Annotated in this window: 27 protein-coding genes; 14 read left to right on the top strand and 13 right to left on the bottom strand. The window is 48.4% G+C overall.

The window, feature by feature from the left end; all coding sequences use genetic code 11:
* Positions 1 to 140: 140 nt before the first annotated feature.
* Positions 141 to 995 carry a histidine kinase gene (locus NC980_RS06035; protein WP_190377869.1) on the top strand — a complete coding sequence of 285 codons (855 nt, stop codon included), beginning with the start codon at positions 141 to 143 and terminating at the stop codon, positions 993 to 995.
* 71 nt (positions 996 to 1,066) lie between these two features.
* Here NC980_RS06035 and NC980_RS06040 read toward each other — a convergent pair whose 3' ends face one another.
* Positions 1,067 to 2,548, bottom strand: coding sequence for a phospholipid carrier-dependent glycosyltransferase (locus tag NC980_RS06040; RefSeq protein WP_190377870.1), 1,482 nt, complete (start codon positions 2,546 to 2,548; stop codon positions 1,067 to 1,069).
* A 241-nt stretch (positions 2,549 to 2,789) separates the two neighbouring features.
* Between NC980_RS06040 and NC980_RS06045 the strand changes: the two genes are divergently transcribed.
* The 5 genes from NC980_RS06045 to NC980_RS06065 all read left to right on the top strand — a co-directional run bounded on the left by NC980_RS06045 (position 2,790) and on the right by NC980_RS06065 (position 6,334).
* The gene (locus NC980_RS06045; protein ID WP_190377871.1) at positions 2,790 to 3,494 is read left to right on the top strand and encodes a response regulator transcription factor; all 705 of its coding nucleotides are present in this window, start codon (positions 2,790 to 2,792) and stop codon (positions 3,492 to 3,494) included.
* A gap of 74 nt (positions 3,495 to 3,568) precedes the next feature.
* Positions 3,569 to 3,799, top strand: coding sequence for a hypothetical protein (locus tag NC980_RS06050; RefSeq protein WP_190377872.1), 231 nt, complete (start codon positions 3,569 to 3,571; stop codon positions 3,797 to 3,799).
* A 108-nt stretch (positions 3,800 to 3,907) separates the two neighbouring features.
* Positions 3,908 to 5,317: an argininosuccinate lyase gene (gene argH, locus NC980_RS06055; RefSeq protein WP_190377873.1), complete on the top strand. Its 1,410-nt coding sequence runs from the start codon at positions 3,908 to 3,910 to the stop codon at positions 5,315 to 5,317.
* A gap of 2 nt (positions 5,318 to 5,319) precedes the next feature.
* The gene (gene bcp / locus NC980_RS06060; RefSeq protein WP_190377874.1) at positions 5,320 to 5,778 is read left to right on the top strand and encodes a thioredoxin-dependent thiol peroxidase; all 459 of its coding nucleotides are present in this window, start codon (positions 5,320 to 5,322) and stop codon (positions 5,776 to 5,778) included.
* A gap of 100 nt (positions 5,779 to 5,878) precedes the next feature.
* Positions 5,879 to 6,334, top strand: coding sequence for an NUDIX hydrolase (locus NC980_RS06065; RefSeq protein WP_190377875.1), 456 nt, complete (start codon positions 5,879 to 5,881; stop codon positions 6,332 to 6,334).
* 12 nt (positions 6,335 to 6,346) lie between these two features.
* Here NC980_RS06065 and NC980_RS06070 read toward each other — a convergent pair whose 3' ends face one another.
* Complete coding sequence (locus NC980_RS06070; protein ID WP_190377876.1) at positions 6,347 to 7,144, bottom strand: pantothenate kinase; 798 nt, start codon at positions 7,142 to 7,144, stop codon at positions 6,347 to 6,349.
* Between the two features lie 108 nt (positions 7,145 to 7,252).
* On the opposite strand from NC980_RS06070, the gene NC980_RS06075 reads away from it, so the two are divergent.
* The gene (locus tag NC980_RS06075; RefSeq protein WP_190377877.1) at positions 7,253 to 8,989 is read left to right on the top strand and encodes a diflavin flavoprotein; all 1,737 of its coding nucleotides are present in this window, start codon (positions 7,253 to 7,255) and stop codon (positions 8,987 to 8,989) included.
* A 96-nt stretch (positions 8,990 to 9,085) separates the two neighbouring features.
* On the top strand, positions 9,086 to 10,807 hold the full coding sequence (locus NC980_RS06080) for a diflavin flavoprotein (protein ID WP_190377878.1): 1,722 nt from the start codon (positions 9,086 to 9,088) through the stop codon (positions 10,805 to 10,807).
* 77 nt (positions 10,808 to 10,884) lie between these two features.
* Here NC980_RS06080 and NC980_RS06085 read toward each other — a convergent pair whose 3' ends face one another.
* On the bottom strand, positions 10,885 to 11,883 hold the full coding sequence (locus tag NC980_RS06085; RefSeq protein ID WP_190377879.1) for a squalene/phytoene synthase family protein: 999 nt from the start codon (positions 11,881 to 11,883) through the stop codon (positions 10,885 to 10,887).
* Positions 11,884 to 12,262: 379 nt separating this feature from the next.
* On the opposite strand from NC980_RS06085, the gene accD reads away from it, so the two are divergent.
* The 5 genes from accD to petJ all read left to right on the top strand — a co-directional run bounded on the left by accD (position 12,263) and on the right by petJ (position 15,397).
* A complete protein-coding gene (accD, locus tag NC980_RS06090) occupies positions 12,263 to 13,183 on the top strand; it encodes an acetyl-CoA carboxylase, carboxyltransferase subunit beta (protein WP_190377880.1) in 921 nt (306 codons plus the stop codon).
* Positions 13,184 to 13,357: 174 nt separating this feature from the next.
* Positions 13,358 to 13,849 (top strand): photosystem II cytochrome c-550, encoded by a 492-nt coding sequence (gene psbV / locus NC980_RS06095; RefSeq protein ID WP_190377881.1) that lies wholly within the window; start codon positions 13,358 to 13,360, stop codon positions 13,847 to 13,849.
* Between the two features lie 23 nt (positions 13,850 to 13,872).
* Positions 13,873 to 14,376 carry a photosystem II cytochrome PsbV2 gene (psbV2, locus tag NC980_RS06100; protein WP_190377882.1) on the top strand — a complete coding sequence of 168 codons (504 nt, stop codon included), beginning with the start codon at positions 13,873 to 13,875 and terminating at the stop codon, positions 14,374 to 14,376.
* A 120-nt stretch (positions 14,377 to 14,496) separates the two neighbouring features.
* A complete protein-coding gene (gene petE / locus NC980_RS06105; protein ID WP_190377883.1) occupies positions 14,497 to 14,910 on the top strand; it encodes a plastocyanin in 414 nt (137 codons plus the stop codon).
* Positions 14,911 to 15,004: 94 nt separating this feature from the next.
* Complete coding sequence (petJ, locus tag NC980_RS06110) at positions 15,005 to 15,397, top strand: cytochrome c6 PetJ (protein ID WP_190377884.1); 393 nt, start codon at positions 15,005 to 15,007, stop codon at positions 15,395 to 15,397.
* Here the strand turns inward: petJ and NC980_RS06115 are convergent.
* The 3 genes from NC980_RS06115 to NC980_RS06125 all read right to left on the bottom strand — a co-directional run bounded on the left by NC980_RS06115 (position 15,386) and on the right by NC980_RS06125 (position 18,134).
* The gene (locus tag NC980_RS06115) at positions 15,386 to 16,261 is read right to left on the bottom strand and encodes a 2-hydroxy-3-oxopropionate reductase (protein ID WP_190377885.1); all 876 of its coding nucleotides are present in this window, start codon (positions 16,259 to 16,261) and stop codon (positions 15,386 to 15,388) included. The two genes, petJ and NC980_RS06115, sit on opposite strands and share 12 nt — an antisense overlap.
* A gap of 4 nt (positions 16,262 to 16,265) precedes the next feature.
* A complete protein-coding gene (locus tag NC980_RS06120; RefSeq protein WP_190377886.1) occupies positions 16,266 to 17,582 on the bottom strand; it encodes a four-carbon acid sugar kinase family protein in 1,317 nt (438 codons plus the stop codon).
* A gap of 138 nt (positions 17,583 to 17,720) precedes the next feature.
* A complete protein-coding gene (locus NC980_RS06125) occupies positions 17,721 to 18,134 on the bottom strand; it encodes a hypothetical protein (RefSeq protein WP_190377887.1) in 414 nt (137 codons plus the stop codon).
* Positions 18,135 to 18,513: 379 nt separating this feature from the next.
* On the opposite strand from NC980_RS06125, the gene NC980_RS06130 reads away from it, so the two are divergent.
* On the top strand, positions 18,514 to 18,948 hold the full coding sequence (locus NC980_RS06130; protein ID WP_190377888.1) for a pentapeptide repeat-containing protein: 435 nt from the start codon (positions 18,514 to 18,516) through the stop codon (positions 18,946 to 18,948).
* Here NC980_RS06130 and NC980_RS06135 read toward each other — a convergent pair.
* The 7 genes from NC980_RS06135 to NC980_RS06165 form a co-directional block, all read right to left on the bottom strand.
* Positions 18,945 to 19,904, bottom strand: coding sequence for a glycosyltransferase family 9 protein (locus NC980_RS06135; protein WP_190377889.1), 960 nt, complete (start codon positions 19,902 to 19,904; stop codon positions 18,945 to 18,947). The two genes, NC980_RS06130 and NC980_RS06135, sit on opposite strands and share 4 nt — an antisense overlap.
* Positions 19,905 to 20,089: 185 nt before the next feature.
* Positions 20,090 to 21,346, bottom strand: a complete 1,257-nt coding sequence (gene metK / locus NC980_RS06140; RefSeq protein ID WP_190377890.1) for a methionine adenosyltransferase — start codon at positions 21,344 to 21,346, stop codon at positions 20,090 to 20,092.
* 308 nt (positions 21,347 to 21,654) lie between these two features.
* Positions 21,655 to 22,386, bottom strand: a complete 732-nt coding sequence (locus NC980_RS06145) for a Crp/Fnr family transcriptional regulator (protein ID WP_190377891.1) — start codon at positions 22,384 to 22,386, stop codon at positions 21,655 to 21,657.
* A gap of 120 nt (positions 22,387 to 22,506) precedes the next feature.
* On the bottom strand, positions 22,507 to 23,280 hold the full coding sequence (locus NC980_RS06150; RefSeq protein ID WP_190377892.1) for a Crp/Fnr family transcriptional regulator: 774 nt from the start codon (positions 23,278 to 23,280) through the stop codon (positions 22,507 to 22,509).
* A 180-nt stretch (positions 23,281 to 23,460) separates the two neighbouring features.
* The gene (locus tag NC980_RS06155) at positions 23,461 to 23,925 is read right to left on the bottom strand and encodes a response regulator (RefSeq protein ID WP_190377893.1); all 465 of its coding nucleotides are present in this window, start codon (positions 23,923 to 23,925) and stop codon (positions 23,461 to 23,463) included.
* A gap of 141 nt (positions 23,926 to 24,066) precedes the next feature.
* A complete protein-coding gene (locus NC980_RS06160; RefSeq protein WP_190377894.1) occupies positions 24,067 to 24,792 on the bottom strand; it encodes a Stp1/IreP family PP2C-type Ser/Thr phosphatase in 726 nt (241 codons plus the stop codon).
* A 94-nt stretch (positions 24,793 to 24,886) separates the two neighbouring features.
* Entirely contained in the window at positions 24,887 to 26,590 is a 1,704-nt protein-coding gene (locus tag NC980_RS06165) for an AarF/ABC1/UbiB kinase family protein (RefSeq protein ID WP_347272649.1), read from the bottom strand.
* Positions 26,591 to 26,775 lie beyond the last annotated feature (185 nt).

Consider the following 26,775-nt stretch of genomic DNA (forward strand, 5'->3'; position numbering starts at 1 on the left):
GCTTAAGGTCATCTAATTCAAAGCTTAGCTCCTGGTATTTTATCAGGAGCTTTTCTTATTAACCTTAAGAAAGAGGATGCTAAAGAAATCCTACGTCAGACTAGAGGAAGAAATAATAAGGTTTTAATTAGAGGATTCATATGGCTAATTCTGTCAAAGAGAAAATCTCATCTGACCTGAAGCAAGCAAAAGAAGTGGGACAACTCCGCACCGATCGCATTCGAGAAATTATGCGAAGCGCGATCGACCAAATCACTTCCGAATTGAAAGCAGGAACCGGAGATATTCGGTCGATCGTCAGGGATGCGTTTTCTAGTGCAGCAACAAGCTTGCAAGAAGGCGGGACACATATCAAAGGAGACATCACCGCTTCGGTTGAAGGAGTCGTCGAAGGAATTAGTCGCGCTCGTCAACAGCGCATTGCTGAAACTGAAGCAGAAGTGAAGCGGCTACAGACTCAACTCAGTGAACAAGAAGACGAACTAGAGCAACAAGTCGAAGCGGGCATGGAAGGGCTGAAGGAAGCCGCACGAGATATGTCTGTTGAAGTTCGGGAACAGATCGAGACGACGATCGAGACGATTCGCAACAGCGAGGAGGCGGGTTTGTTAAAGAAACGCTATGCTCAAGTGCAGGCACAGTTAGCCATTCTGCGGGCAAACCTGGCTGCACGCAGCGAGGATTATCACGATCGCGCTCAAGCTCATCTGAACGAAGCAAAAGAGTGGTACGACCAAGCCCGACCACAAGCCGAATCCGCAAAGACCCAAGCGGATCAAAAGATGGCAGACCTCGATCGACAAATTGGAGAAGCGGGAGTTGCTCTGGCACAACGGGAACGGCAAGTGCGGAAAATGCTCAAAGACTTGCTAAAACAAGCAACCGATATGGTGAGAGAAGCGGGAGAGGCGCGATCGAAGTCTTCTAATAGGACAGAAGACGCACCGAAATTGCCCCCCACTCAAATTGACATCGAAGATAGCAAGATCAAATAGAGCCTCAGCAAAATCGGGATAAGTTCAACGGGTTTCATTCAATGGAACCCGTTTCGTTTATTTCAGAGTCGTTAAATCCACGATCTCAGCCACATCCGCATCTCATATTCTGATTGCGACAATGGCAAGCCCAGATAAATCGGCATCCAAAACACAAAAGCGATCGCACAAAGCATGATTACGCCAATTCCGAGCGCACGAGATTCGCGCTTGCGAAGCCAGCGATCGATCAGCCAAGCCAGTCCCATCGCGGCATAAATGGATGATCCCATGTAGTGATACAGAAACACACAGCGCGATACAGGCATCCAGGGCAGTAAATTCGCTACATACCCAGTCATTAGAAACAGCACAATCCATAACTCTTGAGGCGGCAAATAGCCTAGCTTGGGAGCTTGAGCCGTAACCAGAGTTGGCAAGATGTGCCAGTGTTCGACAAGTATCCAAATGAGAAATACGCTCGCCACTGAAGAAAACCACCATAGCGCTGGATTTCCAATTGCATGAACATCGTAAACCACCCGTCCAGCCTGAAGAATTAGTGCAGAACTTCCGTTTGGAATTGGAGCAGTCGGTGAATTTGCAACTTGATAAAAATACGCAACTGGGCGAAGCATTAGTATCCAACTGTACCAAGTTGAGCAGTAAGGATGAATATTCATGCCGCTACCCACGCGCTGATGGTAAGACAAAATCTGCCTCTGAACTTCGATAAAGTCAAATTCAGGATTTAGATAAATATGAGGTAGCCAAATTAACCAATAAAACAGCGCTGGAACACCTGCAAAACAGAGTAAAAAAGAGAACAAATTAATCTGCGTAATTCGATACAACGGTGAAGTTGGTAATGGATGATTAGAGACTTCTGTGAATCGTTGCGATCGCTGACTCATCCAATTAAGCAGGCGAAATAACCAACCTAATCCCCACAGAAAATAAGCACTCATCAAGAACCATAATCCGTTCCATTTGATTGAAGCAGAGGCAGCAAAAAATACTCCAGATCCAACGAGAAACCAATTCAATTTTTTTGGCGATCGTAAACTTAATAACAAGAACCATTGTCCCAACAATCCGAACAATATAAGGTAGACATTATTCAGGGCGTAGCGTGACTCAACCAGGAATAGACCATCCATCGCGGCAAGAATTCCGGCAATCAGAGCATAGCTACGACGTTGGCTGAGTTGGTATGCGATCACAGAAATAACTAGCGGAATAAAGGAACCTGTTAACGCATTAAGCCAGCGATAACTCCAGGTACTTAAAGTTGAGCCTGCCAAATTGTTTACAGTGTCTTGACCGATCGGAAGACGATTTCCAATCCAGATTCCGATCGCGATCAAGTATTTGCTTAACGGCGGATGACCATCGAAGAATCTTGTCCCAGTTAAGTAGTTATTCGCGAATTTTGCATAGTAAACTTCGTCAAAAACGAGTGTATTAAATCGTCCGAGTCCCCAGAACCGCAGACCCAGCGACACAAGAAATATTCCAAGGATTCCAAGCCGAAACCAGGAGATCGGCTTGACGGGTTGCTCAGTCTTTCGCATCACAACTTCAGTGCCATTTTTTCTAGTCTTTCAGCATACTGACTTCTTCTCCAATTTGGTAAATTTCTGTCACAAAGGGCTTGATTTATTTCTATAAAAACGAAAAAATATTTTGATAATGTTTTACAAACTATCGAGAACAATTTTCTCAACGGTTACTGTATTTCGAGTTCATTGCGTTCAGGAGTTTTTCGATCGCCCCCATCCCTAAACTTCATCTCTGAGAAGAGGAAAGCACTGTATGATTCGCGTATTGTTAGCCGATGATCAAAACCTCATTCGAGAAGGATTGAAAGCGCTTCTAGAGCAGGAGCCTGATCTGCAAGTTGTAGCAGATGTAGACAACGGTTGCGATGCGGTAGAGCAAACGGAAGCCCTCCAGCCAGATGTGGTGCTGATGGATTTGAAAATGCCAAAAATGGACGGCATCACTGCAACTCAAGCCATTTGTGAGCGCTGCCCAAAAACCCGCGTTTTAGTTCTGACCGCTACTGATGATGAAGCCTCAGTCCGAACCGCTTTGCGAGTTGGAGCGCGGGGCTATTTGCTCAAGGATATGTCGCCTAACGAGTTAGCCAATGCCGTTCGGACTGCACACAGAGGCTTTACTCAATTCAGTCCCGGAATTTTGCAGAAAGTGCTTGCTCCGCCGATCGGAGAAACCAGTCCCGAACCATCAATGACGAACGTTCTGCCGTTTATGCCGTCCCAGCGGCGTACTCCTGCTCCTAGCTTACCGCCTGGATTTGCTAAGCTGACTGCTCGTGAGCGCCAAGTGTTAAGACTGATCGCAGAAGGATCGAGCAACCGGGAAATTGCCCAATCGCTCGAAATCTCAGAAGGAACCGTGAAAAACCACGTCGCCAGCATTTTAGGGCGTTTGAATCTACGCGATCGTACGCAGGCGGCGATCATCGCGACCTCAGTAATGCCGCTTCTGAACTAGCATTTTCTCGGACTCTCTAACTTGATTCCTGTGATAAGACTGTGCTGAAAGCAAACCAATCACGGCACAATCACATGATTCATCTTGTTTTAGATCTACCCACCTGGTTCGATCACACCCTTCATCTGAGCGATTTTGTGCAATCGATCGATGTCAACATTCTGGCTCAGGAATTCAAGCAAACCGATATTGCTGGGAATGTCGGCAAAAGCTGGAATCACTTTGTCAGAACCGGTCAGGTTTGGGCATTTGTGTTAGGAGCTGGACTAGGGTACTTCGTCAGAACCTTTACTTCGTTCGGCTAATTCCGGCGAGTCTCTTTACTGGGATGAAAAATTAATCTGAGCTTCATCCCTTCTTTTCAACCGTTTGCGGTAGGCTTAGAACTTGCAGTCGATCGACAAAGAGTTCCCTTGAGTCAGCAGTCTCCTGAATCTAAACCTTCTCAAACTTGGAGCCAGCGTTTTGAAACGGCATTGCATCCCGCGATCGCGCAGTTTAACGCCAGCATCGGATTTGATATCGCGCTAATTGAATATGATTTAACGGGATCGCAAGCACACGCAAAAATGCTGGCAAAAACTGGCATTATTTCTGCGGAAGAGGGCGATCAGTTAGTCAACGGGCTAGAGCAGATCCGGCAAGAATATCGCCAAGGACAGTTTCAACCCGGCATTGATGCGGAAGATGTGCATTTCGCGGTAGAACACCGTCTCACCGAGATTGTGGGCGATGTTGGTAAGAAGTTGCATACCGCTCGATCTCGCAACGATCAGGTTGGAACCGATACCCGCCTTTATCTCCGCGCCCAAATTCAACAAATTCGTCAGCAGCTTCGAGACTTTCAAGGCGTTTTACTCGGACTCGCTGAGCAGCACGTTAAGACCCTAATTCCGGGCTACACCCATCTGCAACGGGCGCAGCCGATCAGTTTGGCACATCACTTGCTGGCGTATTTCGAGATGACGCAGCGCGACTGGACGCGACTCGGCGAAATTTATCAGCGAGTCAACGTTTCACCCTTGGGATCAGGGGCGCTAGCGGGAACAACCTTTCCGATCGACCGACATTACACCGCCGAATTGTTGGAGTTCGGGGGACTGTACGAAAACAGCTTAGATGGCGTGAGCGATCGAGATTTTGCGATCGAATTCCTCTGCGCTGCAAGCTTGATCATGGTGCATCTTAGCCGCTTGTCCGAAGAAGTAATTTTTTGGGCATCTCAAGAATTCAGTTTTGTCACGCTGCAAGATAGCTGCGCTACAGGATCGAGCATCATGCCGCAAAAAAAGAATCCCGATGTACCAGAACTCGTGCGCGGTAAAACAGGGCGAGTCTTCGGGCATTTGCAGGGAATGTTGGTGCTGATGAAAGGACTGCCGCTCGCTTACAACAAAGATTTGCAAGAGGACAAAGAAGCCTTGTTCGATTCTGTGAACACCGTCAAGGCTTGTCTAGAAGCGATGACAATTTTATTTCAAGAAGGCTTAGAGTTCCGCACGGCACGATTGAACGAAGCGGTGACAGAAGATTTCTCAAATGCAACTGATGTGGCGGATTACCTTGCAGCAAAAGGAATTCCCTTTAGAGAAGCGTATAACCTGGTTGGGAAAGTGGTGCGATCGTGCCTCTCAGCCAATAAGCTGCTCAAAGACCTAACCCTTGCAGAATGGAAAGAACTGCATCCGGCGTTTGAGTCAGATATCTACGACGCGATCTCGCCTGTGCAGGTCGTTGCAGCCCGAAATAGTTTCGGTGGAACTGGATTCGAGCAGATTAATCAGGCGATCGCATCCGCAAAACAACGATTTCAACAGAGCTAAGTATGGGACTAACTGTAGGCGATCGTGCTCCTGACTTCTGTTTACCCGATACTCAGGGGAATTTAGTCAAGCTTGCGGATTTCAAAGGTAAGCGAGTCGTTTTGTATTTCTACCCTCGCGATAATACTCCCGGATGCACTAAAGAAGCTTGTGGGTTTCGGGATGCTTACGAGCAATATCAGACGCAAGATATCGTTCTATTGGGAATTAGCGCGGATGACGCTAAATCCCATGAGAAGTTTGTGACGAAGTACAATTTGCCGTTTCCGCTGCTGTGTGATGAAGGCGGTAAAGTAGCGGAGACTTATGAAAGTTACGGATTGAAGAAATTTATGGGCAAAGAGTTCTTAGGCGTAATCCGGAACACCTTTGTCATTAGCCCAGATGGTACGATCGAGAAAATCTACCGCAAAGTAAAACCTGAGTTTCACGCAGCACAAGTCCTCGCCGATCTCGCGTGAATTGCTTATCCTCCAGCGTCTCGTATCTGCCAGAAATTCCCGCTCGACTGCTTCTATCACTTCTAGGCACTTCAACCCCTTCACCTCATATCGTGAATTTATGCGTCGGTTTTGGCGATATTTCCAAACCATTCTGGGTGTGATCTTCCGCCACCCGATTACTGGGACAAGCATTATTACAGTTTTACCGGACGATCGCATTGTGCTAATTCGGCGACGGGATAACGGATTGTGGAGCCTTCCCGGAGGCATTGTCGATTGGGGCGAAGACTTGCCGACGGCGATTCGCCGCGAACTTGTCGAGGAAACAGGTTTAGAACTGACCAAAATTCGGCGATTAGTCGGAATTTACTCAGCTCCCGATCGCGATCCACGAATGCACTCAATTTGCATCGTTGTGGAAGTGGAAGCAACTGGAACCTTCAACCCAAAGGATATCGATGAAGTAGCAGATGTGCAGGCGTTCCATTGGTTACATCTACCCCCCGGTAAGCTCTCACATGATCACGATCAGCAGCTACAAGATTATTTCGAGGGCAGAACTACGATCGCTTAAAGTTTCAAGCGCTTAAGGTTTCAAGGCGTTGCGAACCGATCGCATTCCCCAAAACACTAAATCCAAATCGAGTCGAAGCTGCTCAAAAATTCGCGGCTCGGTCTGCTCAAAGAGCCGATAAATTAACTCTGCATCGCCCCCGGTCAAGACGATCGTACTCCTTTCAAACTGCTGATTCCAGTCTTCGACAAAACTGCGAATTCCTGCTAAAAGTGTGTTCAAAATTCCGCTCTCGATCGCGGTTTGGGTATTCCTTGCCCATCGCTCAGGCAGAGTTTCAACTTGCCCGATCGTAGGAAGCGCTGCGGTCTGTTGTCCTAGAGCTTGAAACTGTAGCCGCACTCCAGGCACGATCGCGCCGCCAATCAACTCATGCTTTTCGTTTGCACCTGTAAAAGTCATTGCTGTTCCGCAATCAATGACTAAGGCTGGACTACCATAGACTTGGATAGCACCCCATAGAGCTAGAGCACGATCGACACCGAGCGTAGAATAAAGCTGATGAAGAGGAATTTCGCTGAGAGAGATGCCGTGAAAATTGGGAACATTCCGCCAGTAATCAACCTGCTTCGGGACAACTGACGCGACCCATAGCTCTGAATCGATGCTCATCCAAGGCAGCGATTGATAAACTAAGCTAATCGGTTTTGCTGTAGAGTTGGAATCACGATCGTTCAGCAGAATCGCTGGATCCTCGGCGATATGTGACATATTGTATCTTTGTTGAATTTGGTCATTTTCAAACAAAGCCCAATGAAGTCGGGAGTTCCCAATATTTAGCGCGATCCAACGATTTGTAATTAGTTTCATTTATAGGTATGCTTACTTATTGAAACTTTACAAATTGAGATACAAGGCGCGACAATCAAGCTATAAGAGAACTGCGTTATCGTTTACATTACCCCTGGGAGATCGTTTATGGTCGCTTCTGCTCCTCGCTCAGCTCGATCACGAGTTCGTCTCACTACCGAAATCAGCGATATTGCACCCGAAACTACCACGATTCGATCGCTCGATTGGGATCGCGATCGCTTCGATATCGAATTTTCTCTTGAGAACGGAACAACTTACAATTCTTTTTTAATTAAAGGCGAGAAAGTTGCTCTAGTTGATACCTCGCATGCGAAATTTCGTGAACTCTACATTGATGCTCTAAATGAGTTGATTGATCCACAAGACATTGACTATCTAATCATCAGTCATACCGAGCCAGATCATAGTGGCTTAGTCCGCGATGTCCTAGAACTCAATCCGGATATCATCGTCGTGGGTGCAAAAGTTGCGATCCAATTTCTCGAAAACTTGGTGCATCAGCCGTTCAAGAGCAAAGTTGTCAAGAGCGGCGATCGTCTGGATCTCGGCAATGGGCACGAACTTGAATTTGTCTCCGCACCGAACTTACACTGGCCCGACACAATTTTTACCTACGACCACAAAACGCAAACGCTATTCACCTGTGATGCGTTCGGAATGCACTTCTGCGACGATCACACCTACGATGAAGACCTTGATATTCTCGAAGCCGAGTTTCGTCTATACTACGACTGCCTCATGGCTCCGAACGCTCGATCGGTACTCGGAGCGATCAAACGCATCAACGAACTTCCCGAAATTACGACGATCGCCACAGGTCACGGGCCACTGCTGCGCTACAACATCGAAGAATTAGTCGGACGCTACCAAGATTGGAGCCAAACCCAAGCAAAAGCAACCACAACTGTTGGCTTATTTTACGTGGCAGGACATGGGTACGGCGATCAACTCGCGCAAGCGATCACAACCGGAATTACTAAAACCGGAGTCGCCGTTGAAATTATGGATCTGCGCGTTGCTGAACCGCAAGAAGTCCGCGAACTGGTCGAGCTTTCCAGCGCGATCGTTCTGGGAATGCCCCCGCAATCTGGAGAAGTTGCTGAAAACGCTGCCGCCGCGATCGGTACCATTCTTGCTGCCGTAAATTCCAAGCAGAACTTTGGACTGTTTGAAGTCGGCGGCGGTAACGATGAAGCCGTTTATCCGATTCGCAACCGAATTCGGGAAATTGGCTTGGTTGAGAAATTCGAGCCAATCAAAATCGCAGACGAACCGACCGAAGCAATCTACCAGCTTTGCGAAGAGTCCGGTACAGACTTAGGACAATGGCTCACTCGCGATCGTACCGTCAAGCAAATGAAAGCCCTCGACACCGAGCTAGATAAAGCCCTCGGTCGCATTAGCGGCGGTCTATACATCATTACTGCCAAAAAGGGCGACATCTCCAGTGCAATGCTGGCATCTTGGGTAGCGCAGGCAAGTTCTGAACCGCTCGGAGTCTCGATCGCGGTTGCCAAAGATCGGGCGATCGAATCGTTCCTGCACATTGGCGATCACTTCGTGCTAAATGCGCTGGAAGAAGGAAAATATCAGGCATTAATGAAGCACTTCCTCAAGCGGTTTGCGCCGGGAGCCGATCGCTTTGCCGATGTCACCACCTATCCTGCGACTAATGGCTCACCGATTCTGGCTGAATCGCTGGCTTATCTAGAGTGCGAAGTTGTGAGCCGGATGGAATGCCCCGATCACTGGATTGTTTACAGCATCGTTACCACAGGGCGAGTCGCAAAAGCGGATGCGTTAACGGCTGTACACCATCGCAAAGTTGGCAATCACTATTAATACCGAATCTCCTCACCCCGACTTGTCCAGTCAGGGTGGGAGTTTGCAAAAGGATGAACCTGTCCTTTATGTCCCACCCTTCATCATGCTCGCCTTATGCTTCAAACTCGACCTAGAGATGTCCAAGTTGCCGAAATCGCTCAAGATACTTGGATCTTACGATCGCGCACCTGGGATCGGCTGAAATTTGAAACCGAATACGCCCGTCAAAAAGGAACAACTGCAAACAGCTACCTCATTCAAGCCGAAAAAAGTGCGCTGTTTGACCCACCGGGCGGCTCCTTTACCGATATCTTTCTCAAGGAACTCCACGACCACCAGTATTTCCAAAAGCTCGACTACCTAATTCTGGGTCACGTCAACTCCAATCGGATCGAAACGATCAAACGCCTGCTCGAAATTGCGCCACAAATTACGATCGTTTGCTCTCGCCCTGCCGCCAATAGCCTCAAGGCTGCATTCCCCAATCAGCCCCTAAACATCAACCCCGTTCGAGGTGAAGAAGTCCTCGACCTCGGAAAAGGGCACGAACTTCAGTTTGCCTTTACGCCCACCCCGCGCTGGGTAGATGGACTCTGCACTTACGATCCGGCAACCCGTATTCTCTATACTGATAAATTCTTCGGCGCTCACGTTTGCGATGATGCCATTTTCGACGAGAACTGGAAGCAACTCGACGACGATCGCCATTACTACTTCGATTGCCTCCACGCAGCGCAGTCAAAACAAGTCGAAGACGCGATCGACAGGATGGCTCGGTTTCGTCCGAAATGGTACGCAGTTGGACATGGCCCGATCGTGCGCTACAGCCTCAGCCGCCTCAAGCTCGAATACCTCGAATGGTGCGAACAGCAAGAGAATCAAGAACTTTCTGTAGCGCTGCTTTATACCTCTGCTTACGGCAACACCGCAACCGTCGCCCACGCGATCGCTAAAGGACTCACCGATGCTGAAATCAAAGTCGAATTGATTAATTGTGAACTCGTTGACCCCAGCGAAATCACAGCCGCGATCGAGCAATGCGACGGATTCGTCATCGGCTCTCCAACGCTGGGCGGACATGCTCCAACCCAAATGCAGACCGCTCTAGGATTAGTGCTTTCTACCGCTTCAAAAACCAAAATTGCAGGTGTTTTTGGTTCTTACGGCTGGAGTGGTGAAGCGATCGACCTACTCGAAGGCAGACTGCAAGATGCCGGATTTGCCTTTGGCTTCGACACCATTCGCGTCAAATTCACACCTTCAGAAGAAGTGCTGCAACACTGTGAAGCCGCCGGAGCCGAATTCGCTCAAGCTCTGAAAAAAATGAAAAAAATCAGAGCGCCGCGTCAAGGAGCCGTCGAAGCTCAAACCGATCGTACCGAGCAAGCGATCGGGCGCGTTGTTGGTTCGCTCTGTGTTGTGACTGCAAATCAGGGAGAAACACCGTTTGGCATTCTAACCTCGTGGGTGTCGCAAGCGACCTTTAACCCTCCTGGAATTACGGTTGCCTTACCGAAAGATCGAGCAGAAGGCGTTCTAGACCATCCTGAAATTCCCTTTGTGCTCAACATTCTGAAGGAAGGGCGAAACGTTCGGCGCACCTTCTTAAAAGCAACCGCCCCCGGTGAAAATCGTTTTGCTGAACTCAGCACCGATCACGCCTCTAATGGTTGCCCTATTCTTTTAGATGCTCTTGCCTACCTCGAATGCAAAATTGAGAATCGGATGGATTGCGGCGACCACTGGCTGCTTTATGCCAGGATTGAGAATGGTAAAGTGCTTGAACCTACAGGCGTAACCGCAGTTCAGCACCGTAAAACCGCAAGCGCCTATTAAAGACGAGTTGCTCTCGCTGTCTAACCGCTTTAAGGTGAAGCAGCGAGAGTATTGCTGTTCGGCAGAATCTTCTGAAGTTACCCGCACTGTGAAAGATCAGTTGCGACAAATTTCCGCAGCTTACAATGTCGATCGTGAAACGATACCGCTTTGCTAGACTGCTTCGGCGCGGTTGCGTTCCCCCATCTTGCAGGCATCAACAGCACTAAATCGCGCTGCACCTCACGCCAATAGACTTGTGGAAATCGCACATAATCATAATCGCAATGGCGCATCACCCGCTCAATGCGACGGTACCGATTCAGCGACCAATCGCGCAAAATCTGCCAAGACGGATGCAAATCAGACGACAAAAGAAATGGATAAGTGCGACGCTGTAGGGTTGGCAAATAATCATAAATCCAAAACTGCATCATTGATCGAAATCCCGGATTGTCATAGGCTCTAAGGTCTAGAATCTCAGATCGTGTCACAGCGAAGCGATCGAGCAATTCGTTGGGCAAATAGCAAATTCCTTGCTCTGCATCCTCACGTAAATCTCGTAGCGTATTGTAAAACTGATCGACGACCCCGAACGCGCCAACCACCTGGCAAGTCTGATCGGACAAAAACGGTAAAACCTGAAAAAATGATGCAGCTAACTCCCGCAGCATCGTCTCAAACTCAGCGATCGTATCAAAGACTAAATTCTTCTGGCTATACCGATTCAGCGCCGTTAAATACTGCTGCCAAGCCTGCCGGGAAAATTGACTACTTGGATCAGCCTGATCAAACCAGCAGTCTCGCATCGACTCAAACAGCGATCGATGATCTCCCGTCGGCTGCACCGTTCCAGTCGCACTCAGCCAGCGCCACGAATTACAAAATGCTTGAAACTGTCCAGATCTCTCCTCAATCAGTTCATTTTCCGCTAAACGATCTGCTAAACGAATCCAACGAATCCGCTCAATCCAAGCTTGTCGAACGTCTGGATCTAACTCCATCACCCAAGCAGCATTATCTTCGTCTTTCAAAGCATCATCCGCAATGGCACGATAATGAGACGACCCAAATAACTCAGCAGTAGACGTGTTCATATCAACAGGTAAATTTCGAACTTGCCACGGCACTCGCGCTTAGAATTCCCAGATTTTGGTAGGATTAACGGATGTCAACGACAACAATTTGAGATAGGAGTTGCCAAAGTCTTGGCAATTGGATAAACCAAGAACGCGTCGAGAAAATATTTCTCAATCGAGCGGTTAAATGAGGTACGAGAAAATACAGCGACAAAAATGATTTCTCATCAGAGATGGGTTACGTACAAGCTTTCATACTGTTAAGGTAGTCAAATTTAGTACGTGTAGAGTATAGAAAAGAACGCATTTTTTAATACGATTTGATTGAACTAGCGACATGTTACTCGCTTTTATATAAGCCGTTAACTTTTATTCGTGGTAGTAGGTAGATTCACTAATGTCACTATTTGATTGGTTTGCAAATCGGCGAAAATCTGATCCGAAAGTTCCTCAGGCTCAAGAGCGAGAGATTGCTGATGGACTTTGGAAAAAGTGTGAAATGTGTAGTGTATTGACTTACACCAAAGACCTCAGAGCAAATCAGATGGTCTGCCTAGAATGCAGCCATCATATGCGTGTTTTTAGCCCAGAACGGATTCGACAATTGATCGACGCAGACACGTGGGTCCCGATCGATGAAGATATCCTTCCGACCGACCCGCTAAAATTCCGCGCTCGCAAATCTTACAGTGACTACCTGCGCGATACCCAAGAGAAAACCAAGCTGACTGAAGCCGTACAAACCGGAATCGGTCAACTCGATGGTTGCCAAGTTGCGCTCGGCGTAATGGATTTCCGCTTCATCGGGGGGAGTATGGGGTCGGTCGTGGGTGAGAAAATTACCCGTCTGATTGAACGCGCATCTCAGCAGCGCCTTCCGGTTGTAATTGTGTGCGCCTCTGGTGGCGCGAGAATGCAGGAAGGAATGCTGAGCCTGATGCAGATGGCAAAAATCTCCGGAGCGCTACAGCGTCACCGGGAAAGCCGCCTGCTTTACATCCCAGTCCTAACTCATCCAACGACTGGCGGTGTAACGGCGAGTTTTGCCATGCTGGGAGATATCATTCTGGCAGAACCGAAAGCCATGATTGCGTTCGCTGGGCGACGAGTGATCGAACAGAACTTACGCCAAAAACTTCCCGATGATTTTCAGACGGCGGAATATTTGCTAAATCATGGATTTGTTGATGCGATCGTGCCGCGCACCCAACTGAAAAAGACCTTAGCGCAACTGATTCGCCTGCATCAGCCTGTCATTCCGACCGCTCACGGCGTTCAGATTCCAGGGATAAAAACCTTTACCACGACTCCTGACTAGGTGGAATCTCAAGATTGGTGAAAGCATTGTCACAACGGCATGATATTGGTATTAAAGAGGTCTATTCTCATCATCAGCAAAGCCGATTCGAGCGATTTGCCGATTGCCTTCGGGCTGCCATTATCGATTGTTGTGTTGTGAAGTCCGATTACTGAGCCACATTTAAGGAGAACCATGCTTAAAAGATTTCTTTGGCTTGCTGTTGCCACTGTCTTTTTTGCTTTTCAGGTCTTTGCACCGTCTGCCAATGCTGCTGAACTTGATGCCGCAACCCGCACGGTGGTAAAAGATGCGAGCGGGGGTACTGTTACCCTCACCCCCAAGCAAGTAAAAGAAGGCAAGCGCCTGTTTCAATACGCTTGCGCTCAATGTCATGTGGGCGGTGTTACCAAAACCGACCCCAACGTTGGGCTTGACCCTGAAGCGCTTTCACTCGCGACCCCGTCTCGCAATAACATTGACGCGCTAGTCGATTACATGAAAGATCCGACCAGCTATGACGGAACCACATCGATCGCGGAAGTACATCCGAGCCTCAAGAGCAAAGATACCTTCCCGGCAATGCGGAACCTGACCGATCAAGATCTAACTGCGATCGCAGGTCACATCTTGCTGCAACCCAAAGTCGTTGGCGACAAATGGGGCGGCGGCAAAATCTACTACTAACCCAAATTTAGGCTGATCCTCTGATGCTGATACAAGCTTTCCGAACATTCTGGCAACGCTGCCTTCTAATCTTCTGTTTTGCTTTGATCAGTTGGGGAGCGATCAGCCTTCCTGCGTATGCCAAAGTTGATCCATACGTTAGAAATTATTTACAAGTGACAGATCCGGTTCCAGTGGTGATGAATGATCGAGGAGAAACGCGATCGTTTTCCGCTGAGGACTTAATTAAAGGAAAAAACCTATTTGAGCTTCACTGTGCTTCCTGTCATGTCGGCGGTGCAACGTTACCGAACCCTACTGTCTCTTTATCGTTAGAAGCGCTAAGACACGCGATACCACCCCGCGACACAGTGGAACAATTAGTAAAATTCATGCGGCAACCGATGACCTATGATGGCAGCGAAGACAGCCTCCTCTGTCGTGAAGTGCCAGAGTCTTGGCTCTCTCAGGCTGAAGTCGAAAATCTTGCAGGTTTTATCTTAAGAGCTGCCGAAAAAGCAAAAGGTTGGGGGATCGCGAATTTTTAGAACGGATTTCTGGAAATGATTTTCGGTTAGAACCCGGTCAATGTGAGTACGACAGGCTGTAAAATGTAAAAACAATCTAGAGAAACCCTCTAGAAAACCATTTCGATTCGAGAGTGAACTATGAAATCGATCGCTTCTGCTATCCGGGGACTGACCCTGGCTTTCTGTGCAGTTCTACTAATTATGGGTAGCCTTTTCCTTTCTGCTGCTCCTGCTTCAGCAGATACCGTGAAAGTGAAAATGGGCGGTGCAAAGGGTCTAGTGTTTGAACCCGCAATTGTCACCGTTAAGCCTGGAGACACGATTGAATTTGCGGTAGGTCAATTGCCTCCTCATAACGTGATCTTTGATGCTGCAAAAGTTCCTGGTGGGAATGCAGAGTTGGCTGCTTCCTTATCGCACAAAGCTCTAGAAGGTGCGAAGAAGAGCTTTGAAATTACGATTCCGGCTGACGCTCCTGCTGGAGAGTACACCTATTACTGCTTGCCTCATCGTGGCGCGGGCATGGTCGGTAAAGTTGTCGTCCAAGGTTAATTTCCGCTATTCTCCTTGGTTCTACGGTTGCACTTTGATCTCGGCTTACAATGAAATCAGTGCTTTTACCCATATTGGCGCAGGACTAAGGAGAATGAACTCAAATTGGCAAACGTCTTGGTTTCGGAATGCGATCGCGCTTTTGATGTGCGCGATCGCAATTTTTGTGACAATTTCTCCAGCGTTAGCAGAATCATCAGATGGTGAACATCTGTTTAATGCAAATTGTTCTGCCTGTCACATTGGCGGTAACAATGTGATCATTTCGCACAAAACTCTGAAAAAGGAAGCCCTAGAGAAGTATGAAATGAAGTCTCTAGAGGCGATTCGGCATCAAGTGATCAACGGTAAAAATGCGATGCCTGCATTTGGGGGACGCTTGAGCGAAGAAGAGATCGAAGCGATCGCGACCTACGTTTTAGGACAGGCTGAGGCGGGTTGGTCAACCGCGCGAGTGGAGCCAACTGAGCAGATCTCAGGCATTTGAAAGCAGATCGTAAAGGAGCGCGATCGCAGTGTTATCAAGATTTCCCTTGCCTTGAGCAATCAGGGAATCCATTAAAACAGTCACTTGACTGCTTCCGAGCAAAGGGACTCCCACTTCTCGTCCAGTCTGCAAAACAATATTCATATCTTTTCGATGCAGATCGAGCTTGAATCCAGGCTGAAAACTGCCATCCAAGATGCGTTGCCCGTGAACTTCTAGCACTCGGCTCTGAGCAAATCCACCCAGTAAGGCATCGCGAACTTTTGCCGGATCAACGCCTGATTTTTTCGCTAGCGTTAGTGCTTCTACAACCGCTTGAACCGTCATTGCAACCACGATTTGATTACACGCTTTCGTGACTTGTCCTGCGCCTGCTTCGCCGATGTGAACAATATTTTTTCCCATTGCTTGCAGAACGGGGAGGGCACGATCGAACGCCGCTTTTTCTCCCCCGACCATAATTGATAGGGTTCCCTGCTGTGCACCAATATCGCCCCCTGAAACTGGCGCATCCAGCGTCTGAATTCCGCGGGCTTGCAGTTCTGTGTAAATTTTCTTAGAGGTTGCTGGCGCGATCGTAGACATATCGATAAACAACAGTCCCGATCGCGATCCGGTTAAAACTCCGTCCTGTCCTAGTACAACGGATTCAACGTCTGGAGAATCCGGCAGGCAAGTAATCACAACGTCGGATTGTTCAGCAACTTGCTTGGGGGAAGTTGCGGGGGTTGCCCCTTGAGCGGCGAGTTCTGAAATGGGGGAGGGCGATCGGTTAAACACCGTCACAGGATAACCAGCTTTCAGCAGGTTTTGCACCATTGGCTTTCCCATGATGCCAAGTCCAATAAATCCGATACGTTCCATGGGGTTAGATGTGTTGATTTAAGCGTTGATAAACGGTTGCTAATGCGGCTTCATCTCCGACATTTCCGGGAAAGAGAACGACGGGAAGGTTTGGGAACTGTGGGTGATCTTCTGCGGTTCTAACCATCGAAACGCCTGCCAAAACTTGACCTAAAAGTCGCGCAGTTCGGAGCGCTAATCCTTGGCTCAGGGTGTCGTTTGAGGTGATGCCGCCTTTGCTAATCAGGAAACCGATGTCTGCTGGAAGCTGCTGCAAAATGTCCATCAAAAGTGTTGAAACAGATTCGCCGAAATCCAAGCGAGTTTGGGCATCATCAAAGGTCAATTCTTTACGGCTGGTAAAGACGACAGGAGTTTTTCCAGCGTTGTGAATTTCGCTAATTTTTTCAACTGCGTCACTTAGTAAACGATCGTGCGCCTCATCTGATCCAGTCAATTGTGCAACCTCGATCTCAACGCCAACCGCTCCAGGAGCTTCGAGTAATTTCTGTAGCTGCTCGGTGGTCTTCTTTACGTGCGATCCAACGATTACGGCTCCGGGTTTGCCTCCCCGGACGTAACGTGCCATTTCTGCTTGTGCGATCGGTTGCGCTCCCAAATTTGCTAGCGATGTCAGCAGACTTGCTGCACTACGGAATAAAAAGCGTTTTCCTTCCGATGCAACAGTTAATACATCTGATGCAAATTGATCCATGTCTGCCTGTGTTTCTGCATCAACCACACAGCATTGATTATTGTGTAAATTTTTTAATCTCGGCTGAATTCCTGCTCGTATGTCTGCTAGCAGAAATCGCTCGACTTGATCGGCATGAATGCGACCCTGTGTTTTTTCTCCCACATAATCCGGCAAATAGCTGTACTTGTATCCAAACACAGAATCTTTAGCAAATTCAGTTTCGTGAACTGGCGTATCGACACCATTGACTTTCAAATAATGCACACTGTCGCGAGTCGTTCGTCCGCCTTCAAAAAATGCAGGAACGAGGAAATGAGCATCAAACGAATCGAGTTCTTCCGCGATCGCATCCGTTTCGATCGGGTAATGTCCTCTCAAAGTCGAATCGGATCGACTTACCACCAGAAAATCTTGAATCGACTCAAGCGCGATCGCCTGCTTCAAATTGCAGCAAACTTCTTGAGTTACGCTTTTTGCAGCTTCGGGAGTCAGCGATCGTGTATTCGTCAGCACAAAGAAAATCGGCGCTTGATCGCGCAATCCCACACGCAAAGTCTCGACATCCCACTGCATTAGAAGCAGACAGCTATGCACAGTTTGCGACCCTGTTGGATCATCATCTAAAACAATGATTTTTGGCTGCATCTTCCTGCCTCTAAGCGCTATACATCGCTCAATCTACCAGGAAAATGGATCTCTCTTGATTGGATCAACGATCGTCAAACAATAAAAATCTCCAATTTCGCAAGGAAACTGGAGACGATAACACCACAAGCACCCGAACTATTTACGAATGTCTTTCGCCATCTTGCGGAACATATCCATATCCGACGCAGCTTTTCGACGTTGAGCAGCCGCATCCTCGATCGGAGCAGTTGGAGACGATTTAGCTTCTTGCTTCGGATCAACAATTTCTACTTTGGCTTTACCCGGAGTCACGCGACCCATAGCAGAAAGCTCTTGGATGTATTCCTTCTCGTCTGGACTGTCCACTGTTTTAGGGAAAGTCCGTCGAATCCTTTTAGATGCCTTCATATACTCCGAATTGCCAAACGTTTGAGCTTCAGTAGCTTCCAGAAAGAAGGCAGCGCTTTCTTTTTTCAGACGCTCGGCTTTCTCTTTCTTCGGACGTTCTACGGGTGCTTCTGTCTCGTTCGATTTGGATTTTGAAAATAATCCTCGAATGAATCCGGTCATGAGGTCTCCTAACTGCTGAGCGTAACATCGATAGTGATGATGTTAAATTTTATCAAATTTATGAGTGTCATAGTGCAGTTTTGATTGCACTTTCAATTGTTAGAAGAAGAATTGTTAGAAGAAGCTGAGGGATTTTGCCATCGCAGAAAAAGTTTGCCAAAATGAAGATAAGCACAAATTCTTAGCAGCTTCAACAAAACTTAGAATTTGTCCTGTCTCGATCAGGGTGTTCGTACTTTTTCCAAAATTCATCCGATCGAATGACATCCAGAGAATGAGGTTTTCTGGAACTCGTTTGTCTACGCTTGAAGTAATAAATAAGACTGCTACTTTACCTTGTTGATAGGCTCGCTCCACTCAATTTTTGGAGGATACTTTTATGTTTGCAAAAGTTGGAATTACACTCGCTTGTCTCGCTGTCATCTCGATCTCAGTACCAGGGAAAGCAGCCGATCCTCAGCACGTTCAACGACTGCTCACAACCGGAGAATGTTCCGGTTGTAATCTTGCAGGCGCAGACTTGAAAGAAATCCATGTGTTGGGTGCTGATTTGCGAAACGCCAATCTTGAAGGCGCGAATCTCACAGGTGCGAATCTTGAGGGTGCAGATTTAACAGGCGCAAATTTGAAAAGTGCAAATCTCACGACCACCTATCTGAGCAATGCCACCCTCGATTATGCCAATCTTACCGATGCAAATCTATCTGGTGCTAGCCTGATTAACGCGCAAACGCTTGGCGCAGTTCTCAATGGCATCAATATCAGAAACGCGGAGATTTACGGTAGCGGCATTTCGGCAGGTGGCGAGTACTAACCGCCCCAAACGCGATCAAGTACCACTTGCGGTGAAATATCTGCCATTTTGCCCGTTGGAGATTTGATCGCTATCACTCGATCGCTCTTAGGTAGAAGCTTCTCTGGATCAGTTGCGCCAAACAATGCCAAGGTGAACGTTTGAGCCGCGATTGCAATGTGCATCGGTGCGCTATCAGTACAAAGCATCAAGCTCGCCCCTGCCACCATGGCAACCAGCTGCCCAGTGTTTTCGGGCGCAGTCACCTTAATTCCAGGACATAGCGCCGCTAATTGAGCGACGATCGCTTCATCTTCCTCACCTTTAATCAGAACGATCGGTAAATCTGGCTGTTTTTGCTGAAAGTCCTGGATAATTTTTTTCCAGTTTTCAGCAGGATAAATCTTATCGATTCCCTTACGCTGGGAAAGTTGGCTTGCTCCAGGATGAATCAAAACGTATCCGCCATCTTGCAACCCAAGCCGCTTGCGCTCAGCATCCGACCACTCCAAATCTTTTGCTGGAACGCTGATTGCAATGTCAGAGACGGGACGATCGATGCCTATGCCCTTCAGCAAGTCGTGATACATCGCCGCCGCATACTGATTTTGATTAAGCGGAACGGTTCTTGTAAAAAAGGTTTTAGCTCCGCTGTCGTATCCAACACGAGTTTCAATGCCGCTCAGCCACAGCAGGAAGCCAATCCCCCAGCGTTGACCGAGAGAAATTGCGACATCGTATTCGCGATCGCGCAGTACCCCAAGCAGATTGCTCCAGTCCGACAGACTGTTACTGCCTTTGAAATCAAACAGAATGATATGGTTAACGGATTTAGAAATGCGGTAGGCTGCCTTCGCTCTTGGCTCAACAACAACATCGATTTGAGCATTGGGATAGGTCGCTCTTAGATCGTCTAAGGTTGGAAAAAATAGGATTTGATCGCCTATTCCACCAGGAACGAGGGCAAGAATTCTCATAGGGCTAATATTTACGCTTTTTCACAGTGCAATTCCGCCTTAATTTTAAGGGAAGACTCCTACCAAAGAAACAAGGGGACGATCGTAAATTCTGTTTAATTGTGCAGTTTCCATCAGAATTTCAGCTTGGAACAAAAAATACCCCCCAGAGAGCAGTCTCTTGGGGGCAGATCGAATTGAACCTTTTAGCTAATTGCGGTCGTCGATAAAGCAGCTTCCTTTAACAGTGCAGCCTTATCCGTTTGCTCCCAAGGCAGTTCGAGGTCAGGGCGACCAAAATGACCGTATGCGGCAACATCTTGGTAGAAACGACCGCCGCGCTCTCCGGGAAGCGTCCGCAAGCCGAACGCTTGAATAATGCCTGCTGGACGCAGATCAAAATTCTCCTGCACTAATGACAGCAAGACTTCATCGCTTACCTTTCCAGTGCCAAAGGTTTCGATCATGATGCTGACAGGACGCGCTACACCGATCGCATAGCTTAACTGAACTTCGCACTTGTCAGCTAAACCTGCGGCAACGATGTTTTTCGCGGCATACCGCGCCGCATACGCCGCACTGCGATCGACTTTGGTGGGATCTTTTCCAGAGAATGCACCGCCACCATGACGCGAATAACCGCCGTAAGTATCAACGATGATTTTCCGCCCGGTCAAGCCAGAATCGCCTTGAGGCCCACCAATGACAAATTTGCCTGTGGGGTTCACCAAGAATCGAGTGTTTTCGTCAGGCTTCACGTCGATATCAGCGAAGCAAGGCTCTACCACGAGTGCCCAGAGATCTGCTTTAATCTTTTCTTGGATCGCAACTTCGTCGCTAATGTCGCCGATCGTGGCGGTGTGCTGCGTCGAAACTAAAATTGTATCGATGCCAACGGGTCGATCGTCTTCGTAAAGAATAGTGACTTGAGTTTTACCGTCGGGACGCAGATAGGGCAATTGACCCGTTTTGCGAACGGCGGCAAGCTTACGAGAAATCCGGTGTGCTAAACAAATTGGGAGCGGCATCAATTCTGGCGTTTCGTTGCAGGCAAACCCAAACATAATGCCTTGGTCGCCAGCCCCGATCGCATCGAGCGCTTCTTGACTGAGATGTTCGCGGCTTTCTTGAGCGGTGTCAACGCCTTGAGCGATGTCCGGGGATTGTTCATCAAGTGCGATCATCACAGCGCAGCTATTGGCGCTAAATCCGTTCTCGGCTCCGGTATAACCGATTTCAGCGATTTTTTTGCGAGCAAGATCGATGTAATTGACATTTGCTTGGGTGGTGATCTCACCTGTAATGAGAACCAATCCTGTGTTGACAACTACTTCAGCCGCAACCCGACTGCTCGGATCTTGGCTTAGAAGCGCATCTAAAATCGTGTCAGAAATCTGGTCGCAAATCTTGTCTGGATGTCCTTCAGTGACGGACTCAGACGTAAAAAAATAACGACGGGACAAGGGCAATCTCCTTTCTATCTAAAGGTGTGAAACAGTCAGCCTGAATACAGGTGCGGGAATTATATCACTCAGCTTTGGGAAGGAGGTTTGAACGCGAGATAGAGATTAACGCAAGCGGAACCTTTTTTCTCTACTTTCAAACAAAGGCAGTCCTTTTGGGCAGCATTTTCTCAATCGCCGCGCTCTGACATGATAGTTCTAATCTCCGTGGGGGCATCCTAGCAATCTTACGGATACCTCGACTATTCCACTAAGGACATCTTTATCGAGTCTTTGAAATTCTTCTGAATTATTTCAGTTTTTGCAGTTTAATCTTCCGAATCTCTTAGCTCGTCGCCTAACAACCGATCGAATTCTATCTTGACTAAGTGATAACACTCGCAAGAGGCAGATTCGAGTCCTTGGCGATCGAGAATCCGAATTCTGCCGCGACTGTAGGTGATTAATCCCGCTTTTTGCAAAATCGCTGCCACAACACTCACACTCGCCCGTCGGACTCCCAGCATCTGAGACAACAATTCTTGAGTGAGAAAAAACTCATCGGTCGGGACGCGATCGTGACACATCAGCAACCAGCGACAACAGCGCTCCTCAACCGAATGCAGCCGATTACAGGCAACTGTTTGGGACAGTTGGCTAATTAACGCCTGAATGTAGCGCAACAGTAGCTCATATAACCGAGTGTCGGGTGTGACGACTCGGCGGAACGCATCGACTCGCATTCTCATTCCGTTGCCTGCCACTTGCGCGATTGCTTGTAGCGAGAGGTGATTCACCCCCAGCAAAACATGAATGCCCGCCATGCCCTCATTGCCGATCGTCGCCGCTTCGACCGTTTCTCCCTCTTCGGTAATCGTCACCATTGAAACAACACCGTGATTGAGGAAATACACATAATCGACAGGCTGATGCGGCTCATACAAGACGTGCTTGAACGGCAGTGTGACAAACTCCAAATGCGGCGACAGTTGCTCGTACTCTTCTTGGGACAGAGCGCGTAAGAGTTTATTTTGAGTAGGACGAGAACGATTTTGAGGCATGAAAGCCAACAGACCCGCGACACACAACCACTCAGACCACAATCCGAATGCGGTTTCTAAGGTATAAGTCTTGTGTCACCGTTGTCTGTCCCTTACCGTACATAGGATCAGGGTGGTTTATCACAACTCTTCAAACGGTTGGTCAAACTGCGATCGTAAAATTTGGTAGCATTCACACGCCGCAGATTCTAAGCCTGATCGATCCAAAAGGGTCAAACGACCGCGCTGATGTTGAATTAATCCAGCCCGCTCTAGCGTGTCAATAATTTCGCCGATGCGATCGCGCCGCACTCCCACCATTCGGGAAAGTAAGTCATGGGTAAGCGGCAAGATTGACTCTCCCAGGCGATCATGCGTTAATAGCAACGAGTAGCAGCAGCGTTCTTGGCTCGAATGCAATTGGGTGCAGGCAAGATTTTGTGCAATCTGATTCATCAGCGTCTGAATGTAGCGCAGCAAGAGAAATTGCAGTGATCGGCTCGCACTGAGTTCAGCTTGAATGGCTTTTGCAGAAACACGAAGCGCTGTACCAGGAATTTGAACGGTCGCTCGCGTCGGAATGTGATCGGTTCCCAGGATGAGCGGAACGCCGATCATTCCTTCGTTGCCGATCGTGACAGTTTCGACTTCTCGCCCGCCCTCCATCACATTCAAGTGGGAAATAACAGCGGTGGTGGGAAAGTAGGCGTACTCAATGGATTGATTCGGTTCATAAAGAACTTGGCCCAAGGACAGGGTAACAGGTTCTAGAAGTAGAGTCAGACGCTCGTAATCGCCTGAAGGAAGTGCGGTTAGGAGTTGGTTGCAGGGCGGAGACATGGCTTGCAGGAGCCACCGTAGACTGGTTGCCCGTTGAACATCTGGAGCTACAGAATCGGTGAAATCTCTAGTCATGGGTAAATCGAGCAACAAGAGACGACTGGACGGTAGCTCAAAAGAGCGGGCTAAAATGCTAGCGTCTTACGCCTGTTGTTTATAAAATTTTGCTTCAGTGAATATGACCGCTATCGTATCGTATCTATCTCTCTATCCTCTCTATAGATGGGCAGAGTTGAGGAACTAGCCGAGATTTAGCTATTCTTTTTGGTCGCGAATGCGACATTGAGCACCAGACTCCCGAATCAGCGTGGCGATTGTGCTGTAGAGCAGTTCGAGATCAATTGGCTTCGATAAGTGCGATTGGTATCCGGCGGCGAGGGCTTCTTGACGATCGTCTTCGCGGGCAAATGCAGTCACCGCGATCGCAGGGATAGTAATCGATCGAGATCGTAGCGCTTTTAGAAAGCTATATCCATCAGCATCGGGCATCCGAATGTCGCTAATGAGAAGATTGGGTTTCCAAGTCGATAAGGTGATCAAGGCGGCTTGGGCAGACTCAGCCGCAATGACTTCTGCTCCTTCTGCTTCAAGTGCCGCGATCATCATTTCTCGCGAATCTTGATTATCATCTACGACCAGGATCCGCAGGGCTTGTAGGGGAAAGGTATCCATGTAAGATTTTGAGCCAATCAGTTGAACCCGCTGAGGAGAAAGAGCCATAGTCCAGGCAGAGTAAATACTCTCGCTGCTTACATTCGCTAAGAGCTACGGTATCGGGCAGCGTGAATTTTTGTCTGTACGGTTTCGTACACAGATTGCCAGAATCTTACTTTAGAGTGATGGTGATAAAGCAGATTCAGATTACGGAATTGCGACAATCACCACAGTGATATTGTCTCGTCCGCCGCGATCTTTTGCTGCATTAATCAACGCAGTGGCTGCCTTTTCGCAGGCTCGAATTGATTTCAGATGGTTCGCGATGAGTTGATCAGAGAGTTCTTCGGTCAGTCCGTCGCTACAGAGCAGCAAACGATCGCCCGACTGCACGGAGAGCGATCGTACTTCTACGGTTTCTAATTCAGGTCGTCCTAAACATCGGGCTAAGACGTGGCGCATGGGATGGACTCGCGCTTGATCCGGCGTAATTTCACCGAGGCGCATTGCTCTTGCCACCCAAGTATGGTCTTCGGTGATTTGTTCGAGTTTAGCTCCTCGCAGTCGATATAGTCGCGAATCTCCAATATGGGTATAAAGCGGTTGGTCATCCCGGAAAATCACCGCAACTGCCGTAGTTCCCATATCTGCTCGTTCCGGGTGGAGGCGCTGATCCTTGAGAATGGCTTGATTCGCCTCTAAGACTGCTTGCTGCAACAGCGTTTCCGAATCGAGATCGGTTTCCCACTGCTGCGTCAGAACTGCTTGCATCGTCTCTATCGCGATGCGACTGGCTTCTTGTCCGCCTGCGTGTCCACCCATACCATCAGTGACAATGAAAAATCGCTCATCTGGATCGACAGAATAAGCGTCTTGGTTGACAGATCGGATCAGTCCGGTATCAGTCATCCCTGCAGTAAAGAAGCGTTTCATGGTGTTCAGCGTATCGGGTAAAAAGCGTCGAAGCTAAGTTAAATTTACTCTGAGTCTAAGTATTCACACCTCGCCCCACAAACACACCATTCATTTAAGGCATTCGATCGAACCGATCGAGCTTCATCATCAATCGAATCAGAGCGATTCCGCTAACTACCGCAGCGATCGCGACAATTCCGGCAACCCAATAAAGTTGATTCACCAATAAAATGGTTGAGGAAATCGTAAACGCACAAGTTAATAGTGTGTAGTTTGTCCCTATATTCACGCCGCCGATGCGCCGCAAGATGCGATCGGTTTCGGTTGATCGAACTCTGACGCGCAAATCGCCGCGCTCTAGCTTGTCGAGGGTATCTTCAATTCGACGCGGTAGCCCGAATGCGGTGCTACTGACTTGTACTGCTTGACGACTTAATTCGTTCAAAAGTCCACCATCCGGGGAATTTCCATTGCTCATAAGCTGCATTGCAAATGGTTTTGCAACCTCCATAAAGTTAAATTCCGGGTCGAGTCCTTTGCCGACTCCTTCTAAGGTTGAGAATGCCCGCATGACGAAGGTAAACGTTGCAGGAAATCGAAAGGGTTGATCATACGCAATTTCATACAAATCGTCGCTGATGGCGTTGACCGATTGTTCCTCAAACGGTTTATCCATGAAGTGATCCAGCATGAACTGAACCGAGCGCCGCACCGGGCCGATATCATCAGTCGGAGCCAGCGCACCCAGATCGATCAGCGACTTCACCACGCGATCGCCGTCTTTTTGAGCAACTCCAAAGAATGTATCGAGCAATCGTTCGCGAGTAATGGGCTTGATTTGTCCCATCATGCCGAAATCGTAGAAAATTAGTGCGCCATCGGGACTCACCGCAATATTTCCCGGATGCGGATCGGCATGAAAGAAGCCATCATCGAGAAGTTGATGCAGGTAGGCTCTGGCTCCCAGTTGGGCGAGGAGTTTGCGATCGAGTCCTGCTGCCTCCAGCGCATCGTAATGGCTGATCTTAATTCCGGGCATATATTCCAGGGTCAGAACACGCGGAGAGGCATAGCGCCAGTAGACTCGCGGAACATGAACCCACTCATGACCCCGGAAATTTCGGCGAAATGTATCGGCGTTACGTCCTTCATTGAGGTAGTCGATTTCTTCCCACAGGATTTTGCAGCATTCTTCGTAAATGCCAATCCAATCGCGTCCTTTGCCCCACTCTGGATGATTCTGAAAATAGCGAGTGATGCCCTTGAGGATTTGCAAGTCGATTTCAAACAACTGCTTTAATGCAGGGCGCTGCACTTTTACAACGACTTCTTCGCCGGAGTGCAGTTGAGCGCGATGTACTTGACCGAGGCTGGCAGCGGCAAGCGGAATCGGGTCAAAGCTGCGATAGAGTTCTTCGATCGACTTGCCCAAATCCTGTTCGATAATCGCAACGACCTGTTCGTAGCTGAACGCAGGCACACGATCTTGCAGTTTAGACAGTTCCTCGACAAACTCACTCGCAAACAGATCTGCCCGCGTTGAGAAGAGCTGACCAATTTTGATGAAGGTCGGACCTAAATCCAGTAAGGTTTCTCGGATCCAGATGGCAAGAGATTTGCGTCGAGCCGCTTTTTTCGCGTCGCTGATTCCGCCCTTGTAGCTCCAGCGCTTCGTGTACAGCCAGCGTGCGCCCATCAACTTCAGCACGAACGACCAAATATCGATAAATCTGCGCTGCCGCGAGTATTTCTCCCGGTTCCAACGATACGCTTTATCGGAATGCAAAATTTCTGGAGCTTTGCGCCGTCGCGTGATGCTTTTGGCTGCTCCATCAAACTCAGGCTCATGGGGGGCTGGTTCAGGCAAGAAAGTTACCTTCTCAACACTAGGCAGGTCGGGGTCAGTCACGGTTTCGGAGCGCTCAGACTCGATTGGCTCCGTCGAGAATGCCGAAGGGCTGGAGTCATTGGAAGAAACAGACACGCGATTTCTCAACTAAC

It is taken from the genome of Leptolyngbya sp. AS-A5 (genome assembly GCF_039962495.1).
In the GTDB taxonomy this organism is placed as follows: Bacteria; Cyanobacteriota; Cyanobacteriia; order Leptolyngbyales; family Leptolyngbyaceae; genus Leptolyngbya.